Here is a 21606-nt window from a genome sequence, read left to right on the forward strand (position 1 = left end):
CGCCCGGGGTTCACCCCCGTGGGGGTGTCAGCGCTGGGTGTCAGTGCCGGGGTGTCAGCACTTGCCCTTGCACGGCTCCCCGCGCTTGTTGGCGATCTTCACGACCAGTCCGTCGCCGGTCGCCGCGTTCTTGAGGGTGAGCGCGTACGGCCCGGAGACCGGCTTCTTCGGCAGGACGTAGCCCTCGGGGACGTCCGTCTCGACCAGGTAGTACGTGCCGGCCGGGAGGCCGCCGAAGGCGCACCTGCCCTGGTTCGAGGTGACGCAGTCGTCGACCAGGGTGTCCTTCTTGGCGCCCTGACGCTGCAGCCCGGACGTGCCGTTGCTGTCGCGCCACAGCTGGAACACCGCGCCGCCCAGCGGCTTCTTGGTCTTGGCGTCGGTCTTGAGGACCGTCAGACCCAGCGCCTTGACCAGGCCCGCGTCGAGCGTGAGGTCCTGGCGCTTGCCCGGGCCGAGGGTGACGACCGGGGAGCAGCCGGTGGCGGGGTCCACCACGGAGTCGTCGCCGACCTTGCCCGCGTCCTGCTTGGTCCACAGGTAGCCGGCCGGCTTCACGAAGCACACCTTGTACGAACCGTCGGCGAGCCCGTCGAAGAGGTACTTGCCCTTGTCGTCGGTCTTCGTCGTCCCGATGACCTTGCCGGTCTTGGGGTCGACCAGGTTCACGGTGACACCCGGCACCGGCTTCTCGTCCGGGTCCTGGATGCCATCGCCGTCGGTGTCGTACCAGACGTAGTCGCCCAGCTTGTTGACCGGACCGACCAGGCCCGCGTCGATGTCGTGGTCGACGTGGCCGGGGTCGCCGACGCGCACGCCGGTGGCACCGGCTGAGTCGACGTCCGAGTCGATCGCCGTGTTCGAACCGGCGCCCCGGACCGTCCACTTGAGCTCGGCGAGCTTCGGGGCGCCCGGGAGCTTGCTCGGGTCGATGCCGCTGTAGTCGAAGGTGGCCTTGTAGGCGGTGTTGGGCTTCAGGCCCTGGGCGGTACCGAGGTAGTACTCGCCGTTGGCGTCGGTCTTGGTCGTCAGCTTGGTGCCGTCCGGCGCCGTCAGCGTGACCACCACTCCGGCGATCGGCGGCTCGGACGGGTCCTGGACGCCGTCGCCGTCGGAGTCGTACCAGACCCGGTTGCCGATCTGGACGGGCGCCTGGTCGCACAGGAGCTCCAGGTCGGCGAGGCCGTTGCCCTTGCCGAAGAGCGAGGCGTCGTACGAGGAGCCGAAGGTGATGTCGCCCGCGACGGCCCCGTTCTCGGAGTTCCAGCGGCGCACGCCCTGCTCGTAGGCCCGGTTGGTGAACGGGTCGTAGACCGTGCTCCACAGCTTCTTGCGGTACGGCTGGAGGACCGTGCCGCCCTCGCCGATCTGGTCGTGCTGGGCGTCGCCGAGGACGGTGAGGTCGTTGTAGAACTCGCCGTTGCCCGGGCCGAGCTTGTTGCCGGGCAGATTGCCGGTGAGCATGCCGCAGCCGGCGTTGTTCTCCAGCGTGTAGCCCGCGCCGGACTTGCAGGCGCGCAGGACGTCACCGGCGGCCAGCCCCGAGGAGAGCTCGGTCGTGGTGTTGTACCGGTAGGTCAGGTGGCCCTGCATGTCACCGAAGCGGTCGCGCATGCCCAGGATCAGGTCGCCGTTGTCGGCGATCTCGATGTTGGACAGGATCGGCTGCGGGGCGGAGACGAAGCTGTGCTCCTCGCGCTCGGGGACCCGCTGGTTCCAGGCCTCCCACAGGCCGCTCATCCGCTGGCCGACGGTGGTCATGTCGGTGCAGCGGTAGTTGGTGGCGGGAGCGCCGGTGAAGCGGTAGGCGCAGCCGCGCGGGTAGTTCAGCGCGTAGGTGAAGACCGGGGCGAACATGCCGGCCTTGAACTCGTACACGTGTGCGCTGAGCTTGGACGGGTCGCCCCAGGGGGCGGCGGTGGTCACGGTCGTCTCGGCGCCGCAGACCCCGCCGACCAGCACCCGGCCGCCGCGGACGCCGAGGCCGTACGGGTGCCAGTCGCCGACGCAAGTGGCCGGCTTCGGGACGGCGTACGACGTCGGCGTGCCGGCGGTGACGGCGTTGCCGGTGCCCTGGAGGGGCACGGTGTACAGCTTGGAGTCGTTGAGGTTGACGGCGTAGAGGGTCTTGCCGTCCCCGGAGACGTCGACGTCACCGAGGCCCTCGCGGCCCACCTTCGGGTAGACGGCGTTGTCGTTGAGGTAGTTGTTGGCGCTGTCGTGCGCGGTCAGCGTGCCGGGCAGGGTGGTGAAGGTCGTGACGGCCTTGCTGGTCGCGTTGTAGCGGTAGATCGCGTTGACCGCGCCCGCCGGGCCGTACGCGGTGTGCCGCTTGACCAGCGTTCCCATGAACACGTTGCCGGTGCGGTCCGTCCCGATACCGAAGACCGCCTGCTGCTTGGTGGTGTCGGTGAGCTGGGTGAACGTACCGCCGGGCGGGGTGTTCGTGACGTCTCCGAGGAAGGACACCAGGCCGTACTTGCCTGTCGCGTCGGCCTTGGCCAGCCCGCAGGTGACCAGGGTCGGGTTCTCCTGGCAGTACTGGTCCGGGTCCCAGAACCCGGTCGTGTAGGTGACGTTCTTCCCGCCGCCGACGTCGACGAAGCCGACCGCGCTGCGCATGACGTCCGCGCCGGTGCCGAGGCCGGCGACCGCCTCGGAGAGGGTGCCCGGGTCCGGGTTGGTGACCTGGATCCGGTACTTGCCGCCCAGCAGGGCGGAGGTCGCCGGGGTGAAGACCGCGGTGCCGTCGGCGGCGGTGGTCGCGGTGAGGCTCGTACCGGCGTCGTCGGTCAGGGTGACCTTGACGCCGGCGAGTCCGGGTTCCAGGACGCTGTCGTAGGTTCCGTCGGCGTCCACCTCGGTGACCACCCGGACGGTCACCTTGCCGTCGCCGGTGCCGGCGGCCCGTGCGGTCGGCGCGCCGACAGAGCCGGCCACCGTCCCGGCCGCCAGCAGGGCCAGGCTGATTCCGCCCAGCCCTGTCGCTTTCCAGTTTCTGTGCAGCACGCTTTCCTCGTCTCGTGAAAACGGCCCCCAGATTCATGTATAGAAAGTGTGAAGAGTTACTAATCGGACCATTGGGATTAAAGGTGGAGTAAGGGGAGGCGAACGGAGGTGACGGGAGGCGAGCGGAGGCGAGAACGCGGAGGTGAGAACGGGGGAACAGGCGGTCAGCGCCGGTCCGCCTGGAGCACCAGCAGCGCCAGGTCGTCCTCCGGCGGACGCGTGCCGAACTCGTGCACCAGTCGCCGGATGCGCTCCGCGATCAGCTCCGCGTCGAGCCCCGTGCAGCCTGCGAGCGCCTCGGCGAGCCCGTCCTCGTCGTCGAACTGCCGTGAGCCGCTGCGCCGCTCGGTGACCCCGTCCGTCACGCACAGCAGGCTGTCCCCGGGCCGCAGCTCGAAGGTCTCGGAGGTGTACGTCGCGTCCTCGACGACCCCGAGCAGGGTCTGCGGCCGCGCGGCCGTGCGGACCTCGCCGCCCGCCTCGAGGAGCAGCGGCAGCGGGTGTCCGGCGGAGGCGAGGGTGCAGCGCACTCCGCCGTCGAAGGGGACCAGTTCGCCGTAGAGGAGCGACAGGAAGCGGGTCTGCGGGCCGTCGCCCGGGGTGGGCGGGCGGCCGCTCGCGGAGGCCAGGGCGCGGGCCGCGGCGTCGGCGGCCTCCGTGGCGTCGTCGAGGAGGAGTTGGTTGAGGCGGTCCAGGACGTCGCCGACCTGGTAACCCTCGCGGGCCAGCAGCCGCAGCCAGGGCCGGGCGAGGCCGATGACGACGGCCGCCTCGGGCCCCTTGCCCTGGACGTCGCCGACGGCGAAGCACCAGCGGCCGTCGCCGGCCGGGAAGAGGTCGTAGAAGTCACCGCTGGGCCCGCCCTTGTCGCACGGCTCGTACACCAGGGCGCTGCGCACCCCCGGTATCTCGGCGACCGCGCCGGGCAGCAGGCCGCGCTGGAGCACGGCGCTGATGGTGGCCTGCCGGGCGTACCGGCGGGCGGCGCCGACGGCGAGGGCGACCCGGCGGCTGAGGTCCTCGACGAGCCCGGTGATCTCGTCGGGGAAGGACGGCACCCCGGACCGGCCGATGACCAGGGTGCCGAGCGGACGGCCACCGGCGGTCAGCCGGTACGCCAGCGCGGCCCCGTGCGCGCCCAGCGCCTCGCAGGGCCAGCGGAAGGGAGCCGGTCCGGCCCGGGCGGCCTCGGGCGGGTGCGGGGGCTCCTTCTCCAGAGCCCGGCGCAGCTCCTCGATGCGGTTCTCGCTGCCGTGCCACACCCGGGCCAGCCTCGGGCCGTCGCCCCCGGTCCCGCCGGCCGGTCTGCTGCGGCCGGTGACCTCGTCCTCCAGCCAGACCGCGCACCAGTCGGCCAGCCGCGGCACGATGAGCTGTCCGGCGAGCGCGGCCACCAGGTTCTCGTCGAGCTGCCCGGCGAGCAGGTCGGAGGCCTCGGCGAGGAAGGACAGGGCGCCCCGGTCGAGCCAGTCCCGTTCCGGCCCGGGTTCCGGGCGGCGCGGGTGTGCCCGCCCGGGCGGGGCGGACTGCGGGGGCGAGGCGGAGGGCGAAAGTGAGGCGGACCGCGAAGGCGAGGCGGACCGTGAGGGCGGGTCCGGCGCGAGCAACTCCGCCACGCGCAGCTCGCGCTCCCCGGCGTACGCCTCCAGCGCCTCGACGGTCGACTCCGCCTGCGCGGGCAGCCGCGCCCACACCGTCTTGGCGCCGGTGCGGAAGGTGATGCCCCAGGACTCGGCGAGCGCGGCCACCAGCCGCAGGCCGCGCCCGTACTCCGGCACCTCCGGAATCTCGTACGACGGTTCGACGGCGCTGTCACGGGGAGCACGGGAGGGGTGGCGGTCCAGGACCTCGACGACGAGGGCGCCGGTGTCGGGCTCCAGGCGGCAGTCCACCTCGACGTCGGTGCCCGCGTGCACGACGGCGTTGGTGACCAGTTCGCTGAGGACGACCAGCCCGTCGCCGAGCTGACGGTCGGTGAGGTGCTCGGTGCCGGGCAGCGCTTCCTCGGTCCACTCGGCGAGCGCGGTGCGCAGCAACGCCCGGGCGGAGCAGGGCGCGGAGGAGCCGCCGGGCAGGCTCACATGCGCCCGAGCGGGCGGACGCGCCTGCGCGCCCGGGTTCACGCCCCCGGGCACAGGCGCCCCAAGGGCACGGGAGACAGTCTCCCGTTGCGCAGGAATGGCTCCCATGTCCACCTCCCCGAGCAGTTCGGACGAATACACCTCAGTCGACGCGGACAGAGTGACAGACTGGCCACGCCCATAAGCGCCGAGTTACCGAAGTGGGCCGCCATGAGTGAGAACAGTGCTATGCGTGTGCTCGAAGAAGGGCAGGAGGACGATCGGATTCGAGCGTCGGATCTGCGTCCGCTGCTCGCTGTCATGAGGGCCGCGCGGGACGGCGACTTCAGGAAACTCCCCGAGACGGGCGACGGCATCGCCGCCGAACTGACGGCGATCTTCAACCAGCTGGTGGACCGCAACTCCCACTTCACCGGCGAAGTCCAGCGTGTCAAAAGGGAGTTGATCCGGCACGGCCGACTGGACGAGCGGCTGTCGCCGAGTCCGGGGCAGGGTGCCTGGACCTCCCGGGTCAACGACGTCAACCAGCTGCTGGACGCCTTGGTGGCCCCGGCCGCGAACGCCACGCGGGTGCTCGACGCGGTGGCCGGGGGCGATCTGACCCAGCGGGTCGATCTGCACGACGGGAACCGGCAGTTGCGCGGCGATCTGCGGCGCCTGGGCCGGGCCGTGAACAAGATGGTCGACCAGCTCTCCCTCTTCACCGGCGAGGTCACCCGGGTCGCCCGCGAGGTCGGCACCGAGGGACGGCTCGGCGGACGCGCCAAGGTGACCGGCCTGTCCGGAAGTTGGCGGGACGTGACCGAGGCCGTCAACACGATGGCGTCCCGGCTGACCGCACAGGTCCGTGACATCGCCCTGGTCACCACGGCGGTGGCGCGCGGCGACCTGACCCGCACGGTCACGGTCGAGGCGACCGGCGAGCTGCTCGAACTGAAGCTCACCGTGAACACGATGGTCGACCAGCTCTCCGCCTTCGCCGACGAGGTCACCCGCGTCGCCCGCGAGGTCGGCACCGAGGGACAGTTGGGTGGCCGGGCCCAGGTGCGGGGCGTGTCCGGGGTCTGGAAGGACCTCACCGACAACGTCAACTTCATGGCGTCGAACCTGACATCGCAGGTGCGGAACATCGCCCAGGTGACGACGGCGGTGGCGAACGGGGATCTCTCCCAGAAGATCACCGTCGACGCCCAGGGCGAGATCCTGGAGCTGAAGTCCACCATCAACACGATGGTCGACCAGCTCTCCGCCTTCGCCGACGAGGTCACCCGCGTCGCCCGCGAGGTCGGCACCGAGGGAAACCTCGGCGGCCGGGCCCAGGTGCGAGGCGTCTCCGGCGTCTGGAAGGACCTCACCGACAACGTCAACTTCATGGCGGACAACCTGACGTCCCAGGTGCGGAACATCGCCCTGGTCTCCACCGCCGTGGCCCAGGGCGACCTCGGCAAGAAGATCACGGTGGAGGCCAAGGGCGAGATCCTGGAGCTGAAGTCGACGATCAACACGATGGTCGACCAGCTCTCCGCCTTCGCCGACGAGGTCACCCGCGTCGCCCGCGAGGTCGGCACCGAGGGAAACCTCGGCGGTCAGGCCCAGGTCCGGGGCGTCTCCGGCGTCTGGAAGGACCTCACCGACAACGTCAACTTCATGGCCCTGAACCTGACCTCGCAGGTCCGCAACATCGCCCAGGTCACCACCGCCGTCGCCAACGGCGACCTCTCCAAGAAGATCACCGTCGACGCGCGCGGCGAGATCCTCGAACTGAAGGACACCGTCAACACGATGGTGGAGCAGCTGCGCGCCTTCGCCGACGAGGTCACCCGCGTGGCCCGCGAGGTCGGCACCGACGGCCGGCTCGGCGGGCGGGCCCAGGTGCTCGGCGTCTCCGGTGTCTGGCGGGATCTGACCGACAACGTCAACTACATGGCGGACAACCTCACTTCGCAGGTCCGCAACATCGCCCAGGTCACCACCGCCGTCGCCAACGGCGACCTCTCCAAGAAGATCGACGTGGACGCGCGCGGCGAGATCCTGGAGCTGAAGACCGCCATCAACACCATGGTCGACACGCTCTCCTCGTTCTCCTCCGAGGTCACCCGCGTGGCCCGCGAGGTGGGTTCCGAGGGCCAACTCGGCGGCCAGGCACGGGTCGAGGGCGTGTACGGCACCTGGAAGCGCCTGACGACGAACGTGAACGAACTCGCGTCGAACCTGACCACCCAGGTCCGCGCGATCGCCGAGGTCGCCTCCGCGGTGGCCCAGGGAGACATGTCCCGCTCGATCACCGTGGAGACCCAGGGCGAGGTCGCCGAGCTGAAGGACAACATCAACCTGATGGTGGCCAACCTCCGCGAGACGACCCGCGCGAAGGACTGGCTGGAGTCCAATCTGGCCCGCCTGGCCGCCCTGATGCAGGGCCACCGGGATCTGATGGAGGTCGCCGACCTGCTGCTGCGCGAGCTGACGCCCCTGGTGAACGCCCAGTACGGCGCGTTCTTCCTGGCCGACCCCGACGAGGACGGCGCCGCCCTGCGCACCACCGTGCCCGCGAAGGGGCTCGCCTTCATCGCGGGATACGGCTCCGCCCAGGGGGCGACCGTCGAGACCGGCGGCCTCCCGGTGCACGGTCTGGTCCGGCAGGCGGCACGCGAGAAGAAGCGGATCCTCGTCGAGGAGGCACCGCCGGACTACATCAAGATCAACAGCGGTCTGGGGGAGGCCGCCCCGGCCAGTGTCGTCATCATCCCGATCCTCTTCGAGGACAAGCTCCTCGGCGTGATCGAGCTGGCCTCCTTCTCCCGCTTCTCCGACGTGCACCTGGCCTTCTTCGACCAGTTCGTGAACACCATCGCCGTCGCGATCAACACCATCATCGCCAACTCCCGTACGGAGTCCCTGCTCGGCGAGTCCCAGCGGCTGGCCCGCCAGCTCCAGGAGCGCTCCGACGAACTCCAGATGCAGCAGGCCGAGTTGCAGCGCTCCAACGCCGAACTGGAGGAGAAGGCGGCCCTGTTGGCGACCTCCTCCCAGTACAAGTCGGAGTTCCTGGCGAACATGTCGCACGAACTGCGCACCCCGCTGAACTCCCTGCTGATCCTGGCGCGCCTGCTGTCCGACAACCCGGACGGCCATCTCTCCGACCAGGAGGTGCAGTTCGCGACGACGATCCACCGTTCCGGCTCCGACCTGCTCCAGCTGATCAACGACATCCTCGACCTGTCGAAGATCGAGGCCGGCCGGATGGACGTACGCCCGAAGAAGCTGCCGCTGATCAAGCTGCTCGACTACGTCCACGCCACCTTCCGCCCGCTCACCCTGGACCGGGGCCTCGCCTTCGAGGTGGCGGTCGGCCAGGACGTGCCGCGCGAGATGTACTCGGACGAGCAGCGCCTGCAGCAGATCCTGCGCAACCTGCTCTCCAACGCGATCAAGTTCACCGCGTCGGGCCGGGTCGAGCTGCGTGTCAACCGGATCAAGGACCCCGAGCACCGCCACGTCCGCGACAGCGACGACGTGATCGCCTTCGCGGTCTCCGACACCGGTATCGGCATCGCCGCCGAGAAACTCCCGGTGATCTTCGAGGCGTTCCAGCAGGCCGACGGCACCACCAACCGCAAGTACGGCGGCACCGGCCTCGGCCTGTCCATCAGCCGGGAGATCGCCGGCCTGCTGGGCGGCCGTATCGTCGCGGAGAGCGAGCCGGGCAGGGGCTCCACCTTCACCCTCTACGTCCCCGTGGTCAGCCCCGGCCACTCGGCGACCGGCCCCACCACCGAGGACCACGCGCTGCCGGCGCCGGAGGAACTGTCGACCGAGTCCTACCCGACCGCCCACGACGCGGACGAGACCTGGCCGACACCCACCAAGCTGGAGGCGTGGCGGAACGGGCGGGCGGGCCAGGTGCTGCCCGGCCGGCGGGTGCTGATCGTCGACGACGACATCCGCAACGTCTTCGCCCTCACCCATGTCCTGGGCCGCGTCGGCATGCCCGTCCTCTACGCGGAGAACGGCCGCGAGGGCATCGAGACCCTGGAACGCAACCCGGACGTCGAACTCGTCCTGATGGACATCATGATGCCGGAGATGGACGGTTACGAGACCATCGCCGCCATCCGCCGCACCCACCGCTGGACCGGCCTGCCCATCGTCGCGCTCACCGCGAAGGCGATGCCCGGCGACCGTGAGAAGTCCATCGCGCGGGGCGCCAACGACTACGTACCCAAGCCGGTGGACGTCGACCAACTCCTGACCGTCGTCTGCGCGCTCCTGGACCCCGAGCGCGCACAGGACGAGGAGGACGCCGATGTCGAGGAGGCCGTGGTGCCGCCGGCCGACGACTGAATGAGGCCCGTCCCATGAGTGCTGAGGCAACGACCGACGACAGCGCCGGCATCCTCCTGGTCGACGACATGGAGGACAACCTGATCGCGCTGGAGGCCGTCCTGGGGTCCCTCAACGAACCGCTCGTCCGCGCCCGTTCGGGCGAGGAGGCCATGAAGGCCCTGCTCCGCCGGCAGTTCGCCCTCGTCCTCCTCGACGTCCGCATGCCCGGCATGGACGGCTTCGAGACGGCCGCCAACATCAAACGGCTCGACCAGACGAAGGACGTCCCGATCATCTTCCTCACCGGCGCCGAGGACGAGTCCGGCTACGCCTTCCGCGGCTACGCCACAGGAGCCGCCGACTACTTGACCAAGCCGTTCGATCCATGGGTTCTCCGGGCCAAGGTCAGCGTGTTCCTGGACCTGCACCGAAAGAACCAGCAACTGGAACGCCTGCTGACCCAGCAACGGACCGACTACCAGGAGGTCGGCAAACGACTGATGGCCCTGGAGGACGAGCTGACGGAGCCTCAGCGCACCCAGGTGAAGGAGCTACGGCGCCTTCTTGAGAAGCGCTGACTTGAGCCACCTGGGGGCGCGGGGAACGGCGCGACCGGCCACGACGCACCGTTAGCCGCCAACGCACCCCGCACCCCGCACCCCCTCCGCAACCGCGCTACGCCTCGCGCGACCCCGCATACATCTCATCGATCAGATGCTTGTACTCCCGCTCCACAACCGGCCGCTTCAGCTTCAGACTCGGCGTGATCTCCCCGTGCTCCACGTCCAGATCCCGCGGCAGCAACCGGAACTTCTTGATCGTCTGCCACCGCTGCAAGCCCTCGTTGAGCTGCTTCACATACCCCTCGACCATGGACACGGTGACGGGCGCGGCGACGACCTCCGCGTACGACTTGCCCTCCAGCCCGTTCTCCTTGGCCCACTCCAGGATGGACACCTCGTCCAGCGCGATCAGCGCCGTGCAGAAGTTCCGGTCCGCCCCGTGGACGAGGATGTTGGACACGTACGGACACACCGCCTTGAACTGCCCCTCGACCTCCGCGGGCGCGATGTACTTGCCGCCGGACGTCTTGATGAGGTCCTTCTTGCGGTCGGTGATCCGCAGGTACCCGTCGGGCGACAGCTCCCCGATGTCCCCGGTGTGGAACCAGCCGTCCGACTCCAGCACCTCGGCGGTCTTCTCCGGCAGCCCGTGGTAGCCCTCCATGATCCCCGGGCCCCGCAGCAGGATCTCCCCGTCGTCCGCGATACGGACCTCCGTGCCGGGCAGCGGCTTGCCGACCGTCCCGGTGCGGTAGGCCTCGCCGGGGTTCACGAACGAGGCGGCCGAGGACTCCGTCAGGCCGTAGCCCTCCAGGATGTGGATGCCGGCGCCGGAGAAGAAGTAGCCGATCTCGGGCGCGAGGGCCGCCGAGCCGGAGACGCAGGCGCGCAGGTTGCCGCCGAAGGCCTCGCGGATCTTGGCGTAGACGAGCGCGTCGGCGACCTTGTGCTTGGCGGACAGTCCGAAGGGCGCGGACGCGGTGCCGGTGCGGCGGAAGGTGTCCTGCGTGGCCTTGGCGTACTCGCGGGCGACCGCGGCGGCCCACTGGAAGATCTTGTACTTGGCGCCACCGCCCGCACGGGCCTTCGCGGCGACCCCGTTGTAGACCTTCTCGAAGATGCGCGGGACGGCCGCCATGTAGGTCGGCCGGACGATCGGCAGGTTCTCGATGATCTTGTCGACCCGGCCGTCGACGGCGGTGACGTGACCGACCTCGATCTGTCCCGAGGTCAGCACCTTGCCGAAGACGTGCGCGAGCGGCAGCCACAGGTACTGCACGTCCTCGGCGCTGACCAGTCCGGTCGCGGCGATGGCCTTCGCCATGTACGACCAGTTGTCGTGCGGGAGCCGCACGCCCTTGGGGCGGCCGGTGGTGCCCGAGGTGTAGATGAGGGTGGCGAGCTGGTCCTTGGTGATCGCGCCGACCCGCTCCTTGACCACCTCCGGGTCCTTCTCCAGGCGGGCGGCGCCCCGGGCCTCCAGCTCGGCGAGGGTGAGGACCCAGTCGCTCGTCTCGACTCCGGCCGGGTCGATGACCACGACATGGGTGAGGTGGGGCAGCTCGGCCTTCTTCTCCACGGCCTTGGCGAGCTGGGCCGCGTCCTCGGCGATCAGCACCCGGGAGTCGGAGTCGGAGAGGATGAACGCCGACTCCTCGGCGTTGGTCTGCGGGTAGACCGTGGTCGTGGCCGCGCCGGCGCACATGATGCCGAGGTCGCCGAGGATCCACTCGATCCGGGTCGAGGAGGCGAGGGCGACGCGCTGCTCCGGCTGCACCCCCAGCTCGACCAGACCGGCCGCGATCGCGTACACGCGCTCCGCGGCCTGCGCCCAGCTCAGCGACTTCCAGTCGTCCGGGCCCTCGCCGGAGGCGGGCGGCACGGGGTAGCGGTACGCCTCGGCGTCCGGTGTGGCCGCGACGCGTTCCAGGAAGAGGGTCGCCACACTGGGCGGACGGTTCTCGATCAGTGTCTGTGTGTCGCTCACGACATCCTCCGGGGCCCGCGACAAAGCGGCTGGCTCATTACGGCTGGGTCATTGCGGCTGAGGCGTTACTGCTGGGCGTTGCGCCTGGTGTCACTCGCGCGTCTTGTTTAACTCGCGAGTAACCATCGAGCAGAGATCAGGGTAGAGCCCGTCCGGCCGGGGCGTAAGGGGCGGCGGCCTGTCACTTTCCACGGAGAGCGACGCTACGCACGCGTAGGGGCCCACCGTGCGAACACGCGATGAGCCCCTGTTCCCACGGTGGAACCCGACTACTTCTTGCCCTTGCCGGATCCCGCGCTGTCGTCACTGCTCAGTACGGCGATGAAGGCCTCCTGCGGAACTTCCACGGAACCCACCATCTTCATCCGCTTCTTGCCCTCCTTCTGCTTCTCCAGCAGCTTCCGCTTGCGGGAGATGTCACCGCCGTAGCACTTGGCGAGGACGTCCTTGCGGATGGCGCGGATGGTCTCGCGGGCGATGACCCGGGAGCCGATGGCGGCCTGGATGGGGATCTCGAAGGCCTGGCGCGGGATGAGCTCGCGGAGCTTGGCGACGAGCCGTACGCCGTACGCGTACGCGGCGTCCTTGTGGGTGACGGCGGAGAAGGCGTCGACCCGGTCGCCGTGCAGCAGGATGTCGACCTTCACCAGCGAGGCGTCCTGCTCGCCGGTGGGCTCGTAGTCCAGGGAGGCGTAGCCGCGGGTCTTGGACTTCAGGTTGTCGAAGAAGTCGAAGACGATCTCGGCGAGGGGAAGCGTGTAGCGGATCTCCACGCGGTCCTCGGAGAGGTAGTCCATGCCGAGAAGGGTGCCGCGGCGGGTCTGGCAGAGCTCCATGATCGAGCCGATGAACTCGCTGGGAGCGAGGATCGTGGCCCGCACGACCGGCTCGAAGACCTTGTCGATCTTGCCCTCGGGGAACTCGCTCGGGTTGGTGACCGTGTGTTCCTTGCCGTCTTCCATGATCACGCGGTAGACCACGTTGGGCGCGGTGGCGATGAGTTCGAGGTTGAACTCGCGCTCCAGGCGCTCACGGATGACGTCGAGGTGCAGCAGGCCGAGGAAGCCGACGCGGAAGCCGAAGCCGAGGGCCGCGGAGGTCTCCGGCTCGTAGACCAGGGCGGCGTCGTTGAGCTGGAGCTTGTCCAGGGCCTCGCGGAGGTCGGGGTACTCCGAGCCGTCCAGCGGATAGAGGCCGGAGAAGACCATCGGCTTGGGGTCCTTGTACCCGCCGAGGGCCTCGGTGGCGCCCTTGTCCTTGCTGGTGATGGTGTCGCCGACCTTGGACTGACGGACGTCCTTCACACCGGTGATGATGTAGCCCACCTCACCGACGCCGATGCCGTCGGCCGGTGTCATCTCGGGGGACGAGACGCCGATCTCGAGGAGCTCGTGGGTGGCGCCGGTCGACATCATCTTGATGCGCTCGCGCTTGTTGAGCTGGCCGTCGATGACGCGGACGTAGGTGACCACGCCCCGGTAGGAGTCGTAGACCGAGTCGAAGATCATCGCGCGGGCGGGGGCGTCCTTGATGCCGACCGGGGCCGGGACGTCGCGGACGACCCGGTCCAGGAGCGCGTCCACGCCCAGGCCGGTCTTCGCCGAGACCTTGAGCACGTCCTCCGGCTGGCAGCCGATGAGGTTGGCGAGCTCCTCGGAGAACTTCTCCGGCTGCGCGGCCGGCAGGTCGATCTTGTTCAGTACGGGGATGATCTTGAGGTCGTTCTCCATCGCCAGGTAGAGGTTGGCGAGGGTCTGGGCCTCGATGCCCTGGGCGGCGTCGACGAGGAGCACGGTGCCCTCGCAGGCCGCGAGCGACCGCGAGACCTCGTAGGTGAAGTCGACGTGCCCCGGGGTGTCGATCATGTTGAGGATGTGCGTGTTGCTCTTGTCATGGGTGGGAGCCCACGGCAGACGCACCGCCTGCGACTTGATCGTGATGCCGCGCTCGCGCTCGATGTCCATCCGGTCGAGGTACTGAGCACGCATCTGCCGCTGCTCGACCACACCGGTCAGCTGGAGCATCCGGTCGGCGAGCGTGGACTTGCCGTGGTCGATGTGCGCGATGATGCAGAAATTGCGGATCAGAGCCGGGGCGGTGCGGCTCGGTTCGGGCACATGGCTAGGGATCGCGGGCACGCAGGGTCCTGATTCTTGAGGTGTCCGCAGCCGTCTGCGGTCTCGGGTCGGAACGATCGGGTCTATACGTAGGCTCCATGGTCCCACGGGCGGCGACCGGGGACCGGTTTGGGCCATTCTCCGGGCCACTGGTACCGTGAGGGGCTGTGCCTCATGCCCTCTCAGCGCGAGGCACACCCCAAGAAAATCACCGGTGCGGGTCCCTCGCGGCCCCGTACCAGAACCTGTAGAGGCTTATTCGTGGCGAACATCAAGTCCCAGATCAAGCGGATCAAGACCAACGAGAAGGCCCGGCTGCGCAACAAGGCCGTCAAGTCCTCCCTGAAGACCGCGATCCGCAAGGCCCGCGAGGCCGCTGCCGCGGGTGACGCCGAGAAGGCCACCGAGTACCAGCGCGCTGCGGCGCGTCAGCTCGACAAGGCCGTCGCGAAGGGCGTCATCCACAAGAACCAGGCCGCCAACAAGAAGTCGGCGCTTGCTTCCAAGGTCGCGTCGCTCAAGGGCTGAACCCTTCTGATCTGACCGCCGGAAGGACCAGAGCGGGCCCTCTCTCATCCGCTCCCGACCGGCACCCCAGGGTCACGCGCGGCCTGCGTTCGCCACGCGGGCGTGACCCGAACAGCTCATGCCGAAGGCCCCGCCACCCAGCCCTTCCCAGGGCGGGCGGCGGGGCCTTCGGCCTGTCCGTCAGGCCGACCAGAACTCGTTGCTGCGGTCGATGTCCTCGACACACTCGTCCAGGTCGGTGGCCTTGTCGCCCACGATCCGGAAGATGATGCACCCGTTCTCGTCGAGGCGCCTGCCCTTGCGTTCGGCGGAGAAGCGGTGCGTCGCGACGACATGCCCCCTGCCGTCGACGAGCAGCGACTGCAACTCGGACCGCATCGAACCGCCGGTCTCCTCGAAGAGCCGACCGTACATCTCGATGATCGCGTCCTGGCCCTTGAAGTCTCCCGAGAGCGGATGACTGCCGGGCACGTGGTGGGTGCAGTCCGCCGTCATCAGTGCCCGCAGTGCCTCCATGTCACCGCGGGAGAAGGCCTCGAAACCCTTGCGGACGAGCGCTGCGTGCGGGTGTTCAGCCATGGCGATCGCCACCTTTCCGTGTTCGGCGAGGTGCGGCTGACAGGGACGATTGTCCTCCCGGGCGGGGCTATCCGCGCCCTTTGGACCGCGCCGCCCGTGCGATGGCCACCACGGCCTTCTCCAGGGCGTACTCGGGGTCGTCCCCGCCGCCCTTGACGCCCGCGTCGGCCTCGGCGACGGCCCGCAGCGCGTCGGACACCCCGTCCGGCGTCCAGCCCCGCATCTGCTGCCGGACCCGATCGATCTTCCACGGCGGCATGCCCAGCTCCCGCGCGAGATCCGCGGGCCGCCCGCCCCGGGCGGACGACAGCTTCCCGATCGCCCGCACGCCCTGCGCGAGCGCACTGGTGATCAGCACCGGCGCCACCCCGGTCGCCAACGACCACCTGAGCGCCTCCAGCGCCTCCGCGGCCCGCCCCTCCACCGCCCGGTCGGCGACGGTGAAGCTCGACGCCTCGGCCCGCCCGGTGTAGTACCGCCCGACGACGGCCTCGTCGATCGTCCCCTCGACATCGGCGACCAGCTGGGACACCGCGGACGCCAGCTCCCGCAGATCGCTCCCGATCGCGTCGACCAGCACCTGGCAGGCCTCCGGCGTGGCGGACCGGCCCACCGCCCGGAACTCCTGCCTGACGAAGGCCAGCCGATCCGCCGGCTTCGTCATCTTCGGGCACGCCACCTCCCGCGCCCCCACCTTGCGCGCGGCGTCCAGCAGCCCCTTGCCCTTGGCCCCGCCCGCGTGCAGCAGCACGAGCGTGATCTCCTCGGCGGGCGCCCCGAGATACGCCTTCACGTCCTTGATCGTGTCGGCCGACAGATCCTGCGCGTTGCGGACGACGACGACCTTGCGCTCCGCGAACAGCGAGGGGCTCGTCAACTCCGCGAGCGTCCCGGGCTGCAGCTGGTCCGACGTCAGGTCACGTACGTCCGTGTCGGCGTCGGCGGCCCGGGCAGCGGCCACCACCTCCTGCACGGCACGATCGAGCAGCAGGTCCTCCTGGCCCACGGCAAGTGTCACCGGGGCGAGAGGGTCGTCATTCGCAGTCTTCCTGGCCATCGCGCCAAGCATGGCACGCGCCACTGACAACGGGGGCGGGAGGCCGGGTGAGGCGGAGTCACCCCTGCCCCGCGGCGACGAGGGTGCACAGGGCGATCAGCATGAGGGGGACGGCGACGGCACCCGTCCGTTCGCACGGCCGCAGGCGGCTCGCGGCCCGAACGACGATGATCACCACGGCGAGCAGGATCTGCGCGGTCCACACGACCGTGTTCATGGCCTCGGCTCCTCGGAGTGGCGGTCGACCTACACCAAGGAGACGCGGAAAGCCCCTCCGGATGTGACACGCCTACCGGCCGACCCCGAAACCGACCCGCCCACGCCCCCAACCCCACCGGCTGTTCGGCTACGGCTACGGCTCCTCCCGCCACCCGTCCCACTCGCCCGCGAACTCGTCCAGCTCCGCGGGATCCAGCCTCCCCTCCTCGTCCCGCAGCACGACGAGCCACTGCGCGTCCTCGGCGTCGTCCTCCCCGGCCAGCGCGTCCCGGACGGGCCGCAGCTCCTCCGTCACCCCGAAACGCTCCCCGAGCGCCTGGGCCACCTCCTCCGCCGCATCCCGGTCGGGCAGCACCAGCACATGTCTCACATCACTCACGCGCCCATTGTCCGACAGGGGTGTCGCGACGCGGCCCCGCCGTGGCCCGAATCAGCTGTCCCGGCCAGGGTTCCGGCCGCTGTCCCGCACCGTCGGCACGGCGTCCAGCCCGATACCGAACCGGTCCCGGTAGACCGCCAGCACCTCCTCGTCGGTGGTCAGCTCCCGCTCCTCCCGCCGTCCGTCGGCGGCCGTCACCTTGAAGGTGCGACCGCTGAGCGTGATCCTCCCTCCGTCCCGCGTCAGCCGGGAACAGACCAGCGACCGCGTGAAGTGGGAAGCCGGTGACGTGCTGTGCCACCACGCCCCGGCCACGAAGTCGCCGAGCGCCCGGGGCCGCACCTCCAGGCGGTACTGCGGCCAGCCGTCCACGACGACGTCCAGGTCGGCCGCCTCCGCCACCGCGTGCCCGCCCCGCACCCCCGCCCGGTCCGGCCCCGCCTCCACGATCCGGAACGTACCGCCGGGGTCCTCCTGCTCCCCTCTCTCCCCGAACACCAGCGGATGATGGCTGTGCGCCCCGAACCCGACGTCGGCCAGCCACTCACCCGCGTCCACGGTCCCGACCCGCAGCGCGAGATGGTCGTACGGAATCCCCGGCCGCCCCTCCTCCGCGTACACCCGCGCCGCGAGCAGCGTGACCTCGAAGCCCAGCGCGTCGAGCAACATCCCGAAGGCGCCGTTGAGTTCGTAGCAGAACCCGCCCCGCCGCGCCCCCACCACCTTGTCCAGCAGGCGCTTCTCCTCCAGCACGATCTCCTCACCGAGGTGGACCGACAGGTTCTCGAAGGGCACGGCCCGCAGATGGCTCAGCTGCAACGCGCGCAGCGCGTCCGCGGTGGCGCCGGCCTTGTCGATGGGCCACCGCTCGATGCCCAACCGGCGGAGATACGCGTCGACCTGTGTGGAATTCATGCCCTCAGTCTCGCGCCACCCGAAGGTCTCCGCCGCCCGCACCGGCCACCGCGAGCGCCCCGTCCCGGTCGGTCCGCAGCACCACCGCGCCTCCGTCCCGCAGCGCCGCGACCGTGCTGGGGGCGGGGTGGCCATACGTGTTGTCGGCGCCCGTCGAGATGAGTGCCAGCCGCGGCGCCGCCCACCGTATGAGCTCGGGGTCCTGGTAGGCGGAGCCGTGGTGGGCGACCTTGAGCACATCGACCCCGCCCAGTCGCGGACCTGCCGGTGATCTCAACAGGGCCTGCTGCGCCGGGGGTTCGAGATCCCCGAGCAGCAGGAACCGCAGCCCGCCCGACCGCACCAGCATCGCCACGCTGGCGTCGTTCGGCCCCTCCGGTACCGGCGCGGGGCCCGCCGGCGGCCACACCACCTCCCAGGACAGCTCCCCGCTGCGCCGCCGCTCACCCGCCAAGGCGGACGTCACGGGGATGCGCTCGGCCGCCGCCTGTCTCCGCACGAACTCGGCCTGGTCCGCGGGCTCTTCGAACCCGGTCGTCTCGATCGCCCCCACCGAACGCCCGCGCAGCACCCCGGGCAGCCCCGCCACGTGGTCGGCGTGGAAGTGGGTCAGCACGACCAGCGGAATCCTGGTGATGCCGAGTGTGCGCAGACAGTGGTCGACGAGCTTCGGATCGGGCCCCGCGTCCACGACCACCCCCGTGCCCTCCCCTGCCGCGAGGACCACCGCGTCGCCCTGGCCCACGTCGCACATGGCCAGCCGCCAGCCCGGCGGCGGCCAGCCCGTGATCACTCGGGTGAGCGGCGGCGGCTGCACCATCACCAGCAGGAGCAGCAGCCCGCAGATCCCGCACAGCCAGGGATGCCCGAGCAGCCGGCGGCCCACCAGCAGGACGACCCCCGTGACGAGGCCGAGCAGGGCCGCCCCCGCCCAGGTGTCCGGCCAGTCCACTCCCCCGCCGGGCAGCGCCGCCCCGGTCCGGGCGATCTCCGCGATCCACTCGGCGGGCCAACTCGCGCACCAGGCCACCCCCTTGGCCACCGGCATCACCACGGGCGCCGTCGCCAGCGCCGCGAAGCCCAGCACGGTGGCCGGCGCGACCGCGAACTCCACCAACAGGTTGCACGGCACCGCCACCAGGCTCACCCGCGCCGACAACACGGCCACCACCGGCGCGCACAGAGCCTGCGCGGCCGCCGCCGCGGCCAAGGCCTCCGCAAGGCGCGGCGGCACCCGGCGCCGTCGCAGCGCGAGGCTCCACCGGGGCGCCAGCGTGAGCAGGGCGCCGGTGGCCAGCACCGAGAGCAGGAAGCCGTAACTCCTCGCCAGCCACGGGTCGTACAGCACCAGGAGCAGGACAGCCGTCGCCAGCGCCGGGATCAGCGACCTCCGGCGCCCCGTCGCGAGCGCGAGCAGCGCGACGCCTCCGCAGGCCGCGGCACGCAGCACACTCGGGTCGGGCCGGCACACCACGACGAATCCCAGCGTGAGCACGCCGCCGGCCACCGCCGTCCCCCGCAGCGACAGACCGACCCGGGGCGCGAGCCCCCGGCGCTCGATGTGCTGGGCCAGCCCGGGCGGCCCGATGAGCAGGGCCAGGATGATCGTGAGATTGCTGCCGGAGACGGCGAGCGTGTGCGCGAGGTCGGTCTCCTTGAACGCCTCGTCCAGTTCCGGAGTGATCCGCACGGTGTCCCCGACGACCAGCCCCGGCAGCAACGCCCGGGCATCCTCCGACAACCCGTTCGTGGCCTCCCGCAGTCCCGCACGCAACCGCCCGGCGAACCGTTGCGCCCCCGTCGGCTCCCCCACCACCTCCGGTGCCGCCCGGCCCCGTACCCGCAGCACGGCGGCGACCCTGTCCCCTCCCACGGCGGCGGGCACCAGCCGCGCGCTCACCCGCAGCCGCGTGGACGGCAACAACCCCAGCCAGGGCGAACGCCCCGGCCCCTCGGCCGTCGGGCGCGCACCCGACACCGCCGTCCCGCCCTCGGGCCGCCCCTGTCCGCCGCCGCTCCTGTCCCGGGCGTCGACGATCACCAGCACCGGCGTCCGCGTCGCCACCGTCCTCCCGTCCGCCCCCTCGACGCGTCGCACCTCGGCGTTGATCAGCACGGACGTCGGGGCCGCGTGGTTCCCGACGATCCGGGGCCGGGTGAGCCGAGGGTCCGAGGTCACCTCGATCTCGACGGTCGCCGTGGCGTACTCCCGCGCCAGCACGGGCACCGGCCCTCGCCGCAGATCGGCCCCGTGCAGCCCGGCCGACACCGCCGCCGCCCCGACACACAGCAGCACGGCGGCCCCCGAGGCACGCACCCAGCCGCCCCGGGAGGACCGGGCTCCGGGCGCGGTGTCCCTCCCGGCGGCCACGGTCCCTCTCGTCGGAGCCGCCCGCACCCGCGAGGCCACGAGAAGAGCCCCGGCCACGACGAGACACCCGACCGCGAGCCAGGCCGTCCACCCCGGCGAAGCGCCCAGCGTCGACGCGGCCGTCGCCCAGGCCGCCAGGGCCGGCGGCACGAGCCGAAGATCCGTCGGCCCCTCCTGCCGCGGGTGCGCCGACCCGAGCCGTCCCCCGGAACCGGCGTGGACGGCCGAGCGGGACCGGGACGGGGCCTGCCCGTGAGGCGCGGCCTGCCCATGAGCCGCGTCGGGCTCGGTGGGCGGGGCGGGCTCGGTGGGCGCGTCCCGCACGGGCAGTGCGTGCCTCACGGGCAGGGCGTCCCGCACGGGCAGCGCAGCGGCGGTGTGCCTCCCTGGCGCGCTCATGGCCGTACGAGATTCCGCAGATCGGCGAAGCGGCGGTCGCCGATGCCGTTGACCTCGCGCAACTCGTCCACCGAGCGGAAACCGCCGTGCTGCGTCCGGTAGTCGATGATGTGCTGGGCCAGTACGGGTCCGACGCCGGGAAGCGTGTCGAGCTGGTCCACGGTGGCCGTGTTGAGGGAGACAGGAGCCGTCGGCGCCAGGCCCGTCGCCGGGCCTCCCGAACCGCCCACGCCGGGTGCCGCCACGGCCGCAGGGCCGCCGACGACCACCTGCTCGCCGTCGACCAGGAAACGGGCGCGGTTGAGGCCGTCCGTGTTCGTGCCGGACTTCACGCCACCAGCCGCACGCAACGCGTCGGTGACCCGTGAACCGGCCGGAAGACGGTGAACCCCGGGCTCGCGGACCTTGCCGCTGACGTCCACGACGATCTCCGCACCCGCCGTGCCCCCGGCACTCGGCGCGCCCGGCCCGCCCGGTGCCCCCACCGCACCCGCCGCCCCGCCCGGCGCCGCGTCCCCCTCGTGCCCCTTCTCCTCGTACGGCCGTACCGCCCGGACCACCTCGGGCGCGCTGACGGCCTCGGTCCGGCCACTCCAGAAGTGCTGCACGGCGAACACGGCGGCGACCAGGAGCAGCACCGAGAGCGCGAGCACACCCCGCCGCTCCAGACCGCACCGCGTCTGAAGCCACACCGGCATCCGCTCCCGCAGCGCGAGCCCGACGGTCGGTCGCGGGCCGTGGCCGTGGCCGTGGCCCTCACCATCCGCCTCGTGACCGATTTCGTAGCCGATCCCGCTGTCGATCTCACTGCCGGCCTCACGGTCGACCGCGACACCCGGTTCGGCGAACAGCGCCTCCGCCCGCTGCCGAAGCTCCTCCGCCGACGCCTGCCGGCCCCGGTGCCGAACCCCGGACCGCGGCCGCCCGCGAGACGGGCGCCCACGAGACGGTGACCGGTGATGGCGGGCCCGGCCGTCGGAGGCGGGCCCCCGTCCCGGACCACTGGTCGCGACGGCTGTACGTGAACGTGATCGAAGTGCCATGCGCCGAGGATCGGACACATCGGCACCTTCGCGATG

Annotated in this window: 14 protein-coding genes; 3 read left to right on the forward strand and 11 right to left on the reverse strand. The window is 70.9% G+C overall.

Annotated features, from left to right (window positions below; all coding sequences use genetic code 11):
• Positions 1–54: 54 nt before the first annotated feature.
• Complete coding sequence (locus K4B79_RS16720) at positions 55–3009, reverse strand: SdrD B-like domain-containing protein (protein WP_232027382.1); 2955 nt, start codon at positions 3007–3009, stop codon at positions 55–57.
• Between the two features lie 164 nt (positions 3010–3173).
• Positions 3174–5198, reverse strand: a complete 2025-nt coding sequence (locus K4B79_RS16725; protein ID WP_232027383.1) for an ATP-binding SpoIIE family protein phosphatase — start codon at positions 5196–5198, stop codon at positions 3174–3176.
• A 192-nt stretch (positions 5199–5390) separates the two neighbouring features.
• Between K4B79_RS16725 and K4B79_RS16730 the strand changes: the two genes are divergently transcribed.
• Entirely contained in the window at positions 5391–9431 is a 4041-nt protein-coding gene (locus tag K4B79_RS16730) for a HAMP domain-containing protein (RefSeq protein ID WP_445276261.1), read from the forward strand.
• Between the two features lie 14 nt (positions 9432–9445).
• Positions 9446–9991 (forward strand): response regulator, encoded by a 546-nt coding sequence (locus K4B79_RS16735; protein ID WP_232027385.1) that lies wholly within the window; start codon positions 9446–9448, stop codon positions 9989–9991.
• A 97-nt stretch (positions 9992–10088) separates the two neighbouring features.
• Here the strand turns inward: K4B79_RS16735 and K4B79_RS16740 are convergent, their stop codons facing one another.
• Both K4B79_RS16740 and lepA read right to left on the reverse strand, forming a co-directional pair.
• The gene (locus tag K4B79_RS16740) at positions 10089–11963 is read right to left on the reverse strand and encodes an AMP-dependent synthetase/ligase (RefSeq protein ID WP_232027386.1); all 1875 of its coding nucleotides are present in this window, start codon (positions 11961–11963) and stop codon (positions 10089–10091) included.
• Between the two features lie 269 nt (positions 11964–12232).
• Positions 12233–14101: a translation elongation factor 4 gene (gene lepA / locus K4B79_RS16745; protein ID WP_232027387.1), complete on the reverse strand. Its 1869-nt coding sequence runs from the start codon at positions 14099–14101 to the stop codon at positions 12233–12235.
• Between the two features lie 240 nt (positions 14102–14341).
• Here lepA and rpsT point away from each other — a divergent pair, with 240 nt between their 5' ends.
• Complete coding sequence (gene rpsT, locus K4B79_RS16750; RefSeq protein WP_232027388.1) at positions 14342–14608, forward strand: 30S ribosomal protein S20; 267 nt, start codon at positions 14342–14344, stop codon at positions 14606–14608.
• 180 nt (positions 14609–14788) lie between these two features.
• Here the strand turns inward: rpsT and K4B79_RS16755 are convergent, their stop codons facing one another.
• The 7 genes from K4B79_RS16755 to K4B79_RS16785 all read right to left on the reverse strand — a co-directional run bounded on the left by K4B79_RS16755 (position 14789) and on the right by K4B79_RS16785 (position 21570).
• Entirely contained in the window at positions 14789–15187 is a 399-nt protein-coding gene (locus tag K4B79_RS16755) for a nuclear transport factor 2 family protein (protein ID WP_232027389.1), read from the reverse strand.
• A gap of 67 nt (positions 15188–15254) precedes the next feature.
• Positions 15255–16244, reverse strand: a complete 990-nt coding sequence (gene holA / locus K4B79_RS16760; protein ID WP_232027390.1) for a DNA polymerase III subunit delta — start codon at positions 16242–16244, stop codon at positions 15255–15257.
• A gap of 58 nt (positions 16245–16302) precedes the next feature.
• Positions 16303–16461 carry a hypothetical protein gene (locus K4B79_RS16765; RefSeq protein ID WP_232027391.1) on the reverse strand — a complete coding sequence of 53 codons (159 nt, stop codon included), beginning with the start codon at positions 16459–16461 and terminating at the stop codon, positions 16303–16305.
• Between the two features lie 135 nt (positions 16462–16596).
• Complete coding sequence (locus tag K4B79_RS16770; RefSeq protein ID WP_232027392.1) at positions 16597–16842, reverse strand: hypothetical protein; 246 nt, start codon at positions 16840–16842, stop codon at positions 16597–16599.
• Between the two features lie 51 nt (positions 16843–16893).
• A complete protein-coding gene (locus K4B79_RS16775) occupies positions 16894–17757 on the reverse strand; it encodes an arylamine N-acetyltransferase family protein (protein ID WP_232027393.1) in 864 nt (287 codons plus the stop codon).
• 4 nt (positions 17758–17761) lie between these two features.
• Complete coding sequence (locus tag K4B79_RS16780) at positions 17762–20527, reverse strand: ComEC/Rec2 family competence protein (RefSeq protein ID WP_232027394.1); 2766 nt, start codon at positions 20525–20527, stop codon at positions 17762–17764.
• Positions 20524–21570: a ComEA family DNA-binding protein gene (locus K4B79_RS16785; RefSeq protein WP_232027395.1), complete on the reverse strand. Its 1047-nt coding sequence runs from the start codon at positions 21568–21570 to the stop codon at positions 20524–20526. The genes K4B79_RS16780 and K4B79_RS16785 overlap by 4 nt, the downstream gene beginning before the upstream one ends.
• Positions 21571–21606: the final 36 nt, after the last annotated feature.

Origin of the sequence: Streptomyces lincolnensis (assembly GCF_021173675.1) — a bacterium.
Classification (GTDB): Bacteria; Actinomycetota; Actinomycetes; order Streptomycetales; family Streptomycetaceae; genus Streptomyces; species Streptomyces lincolnensis_B.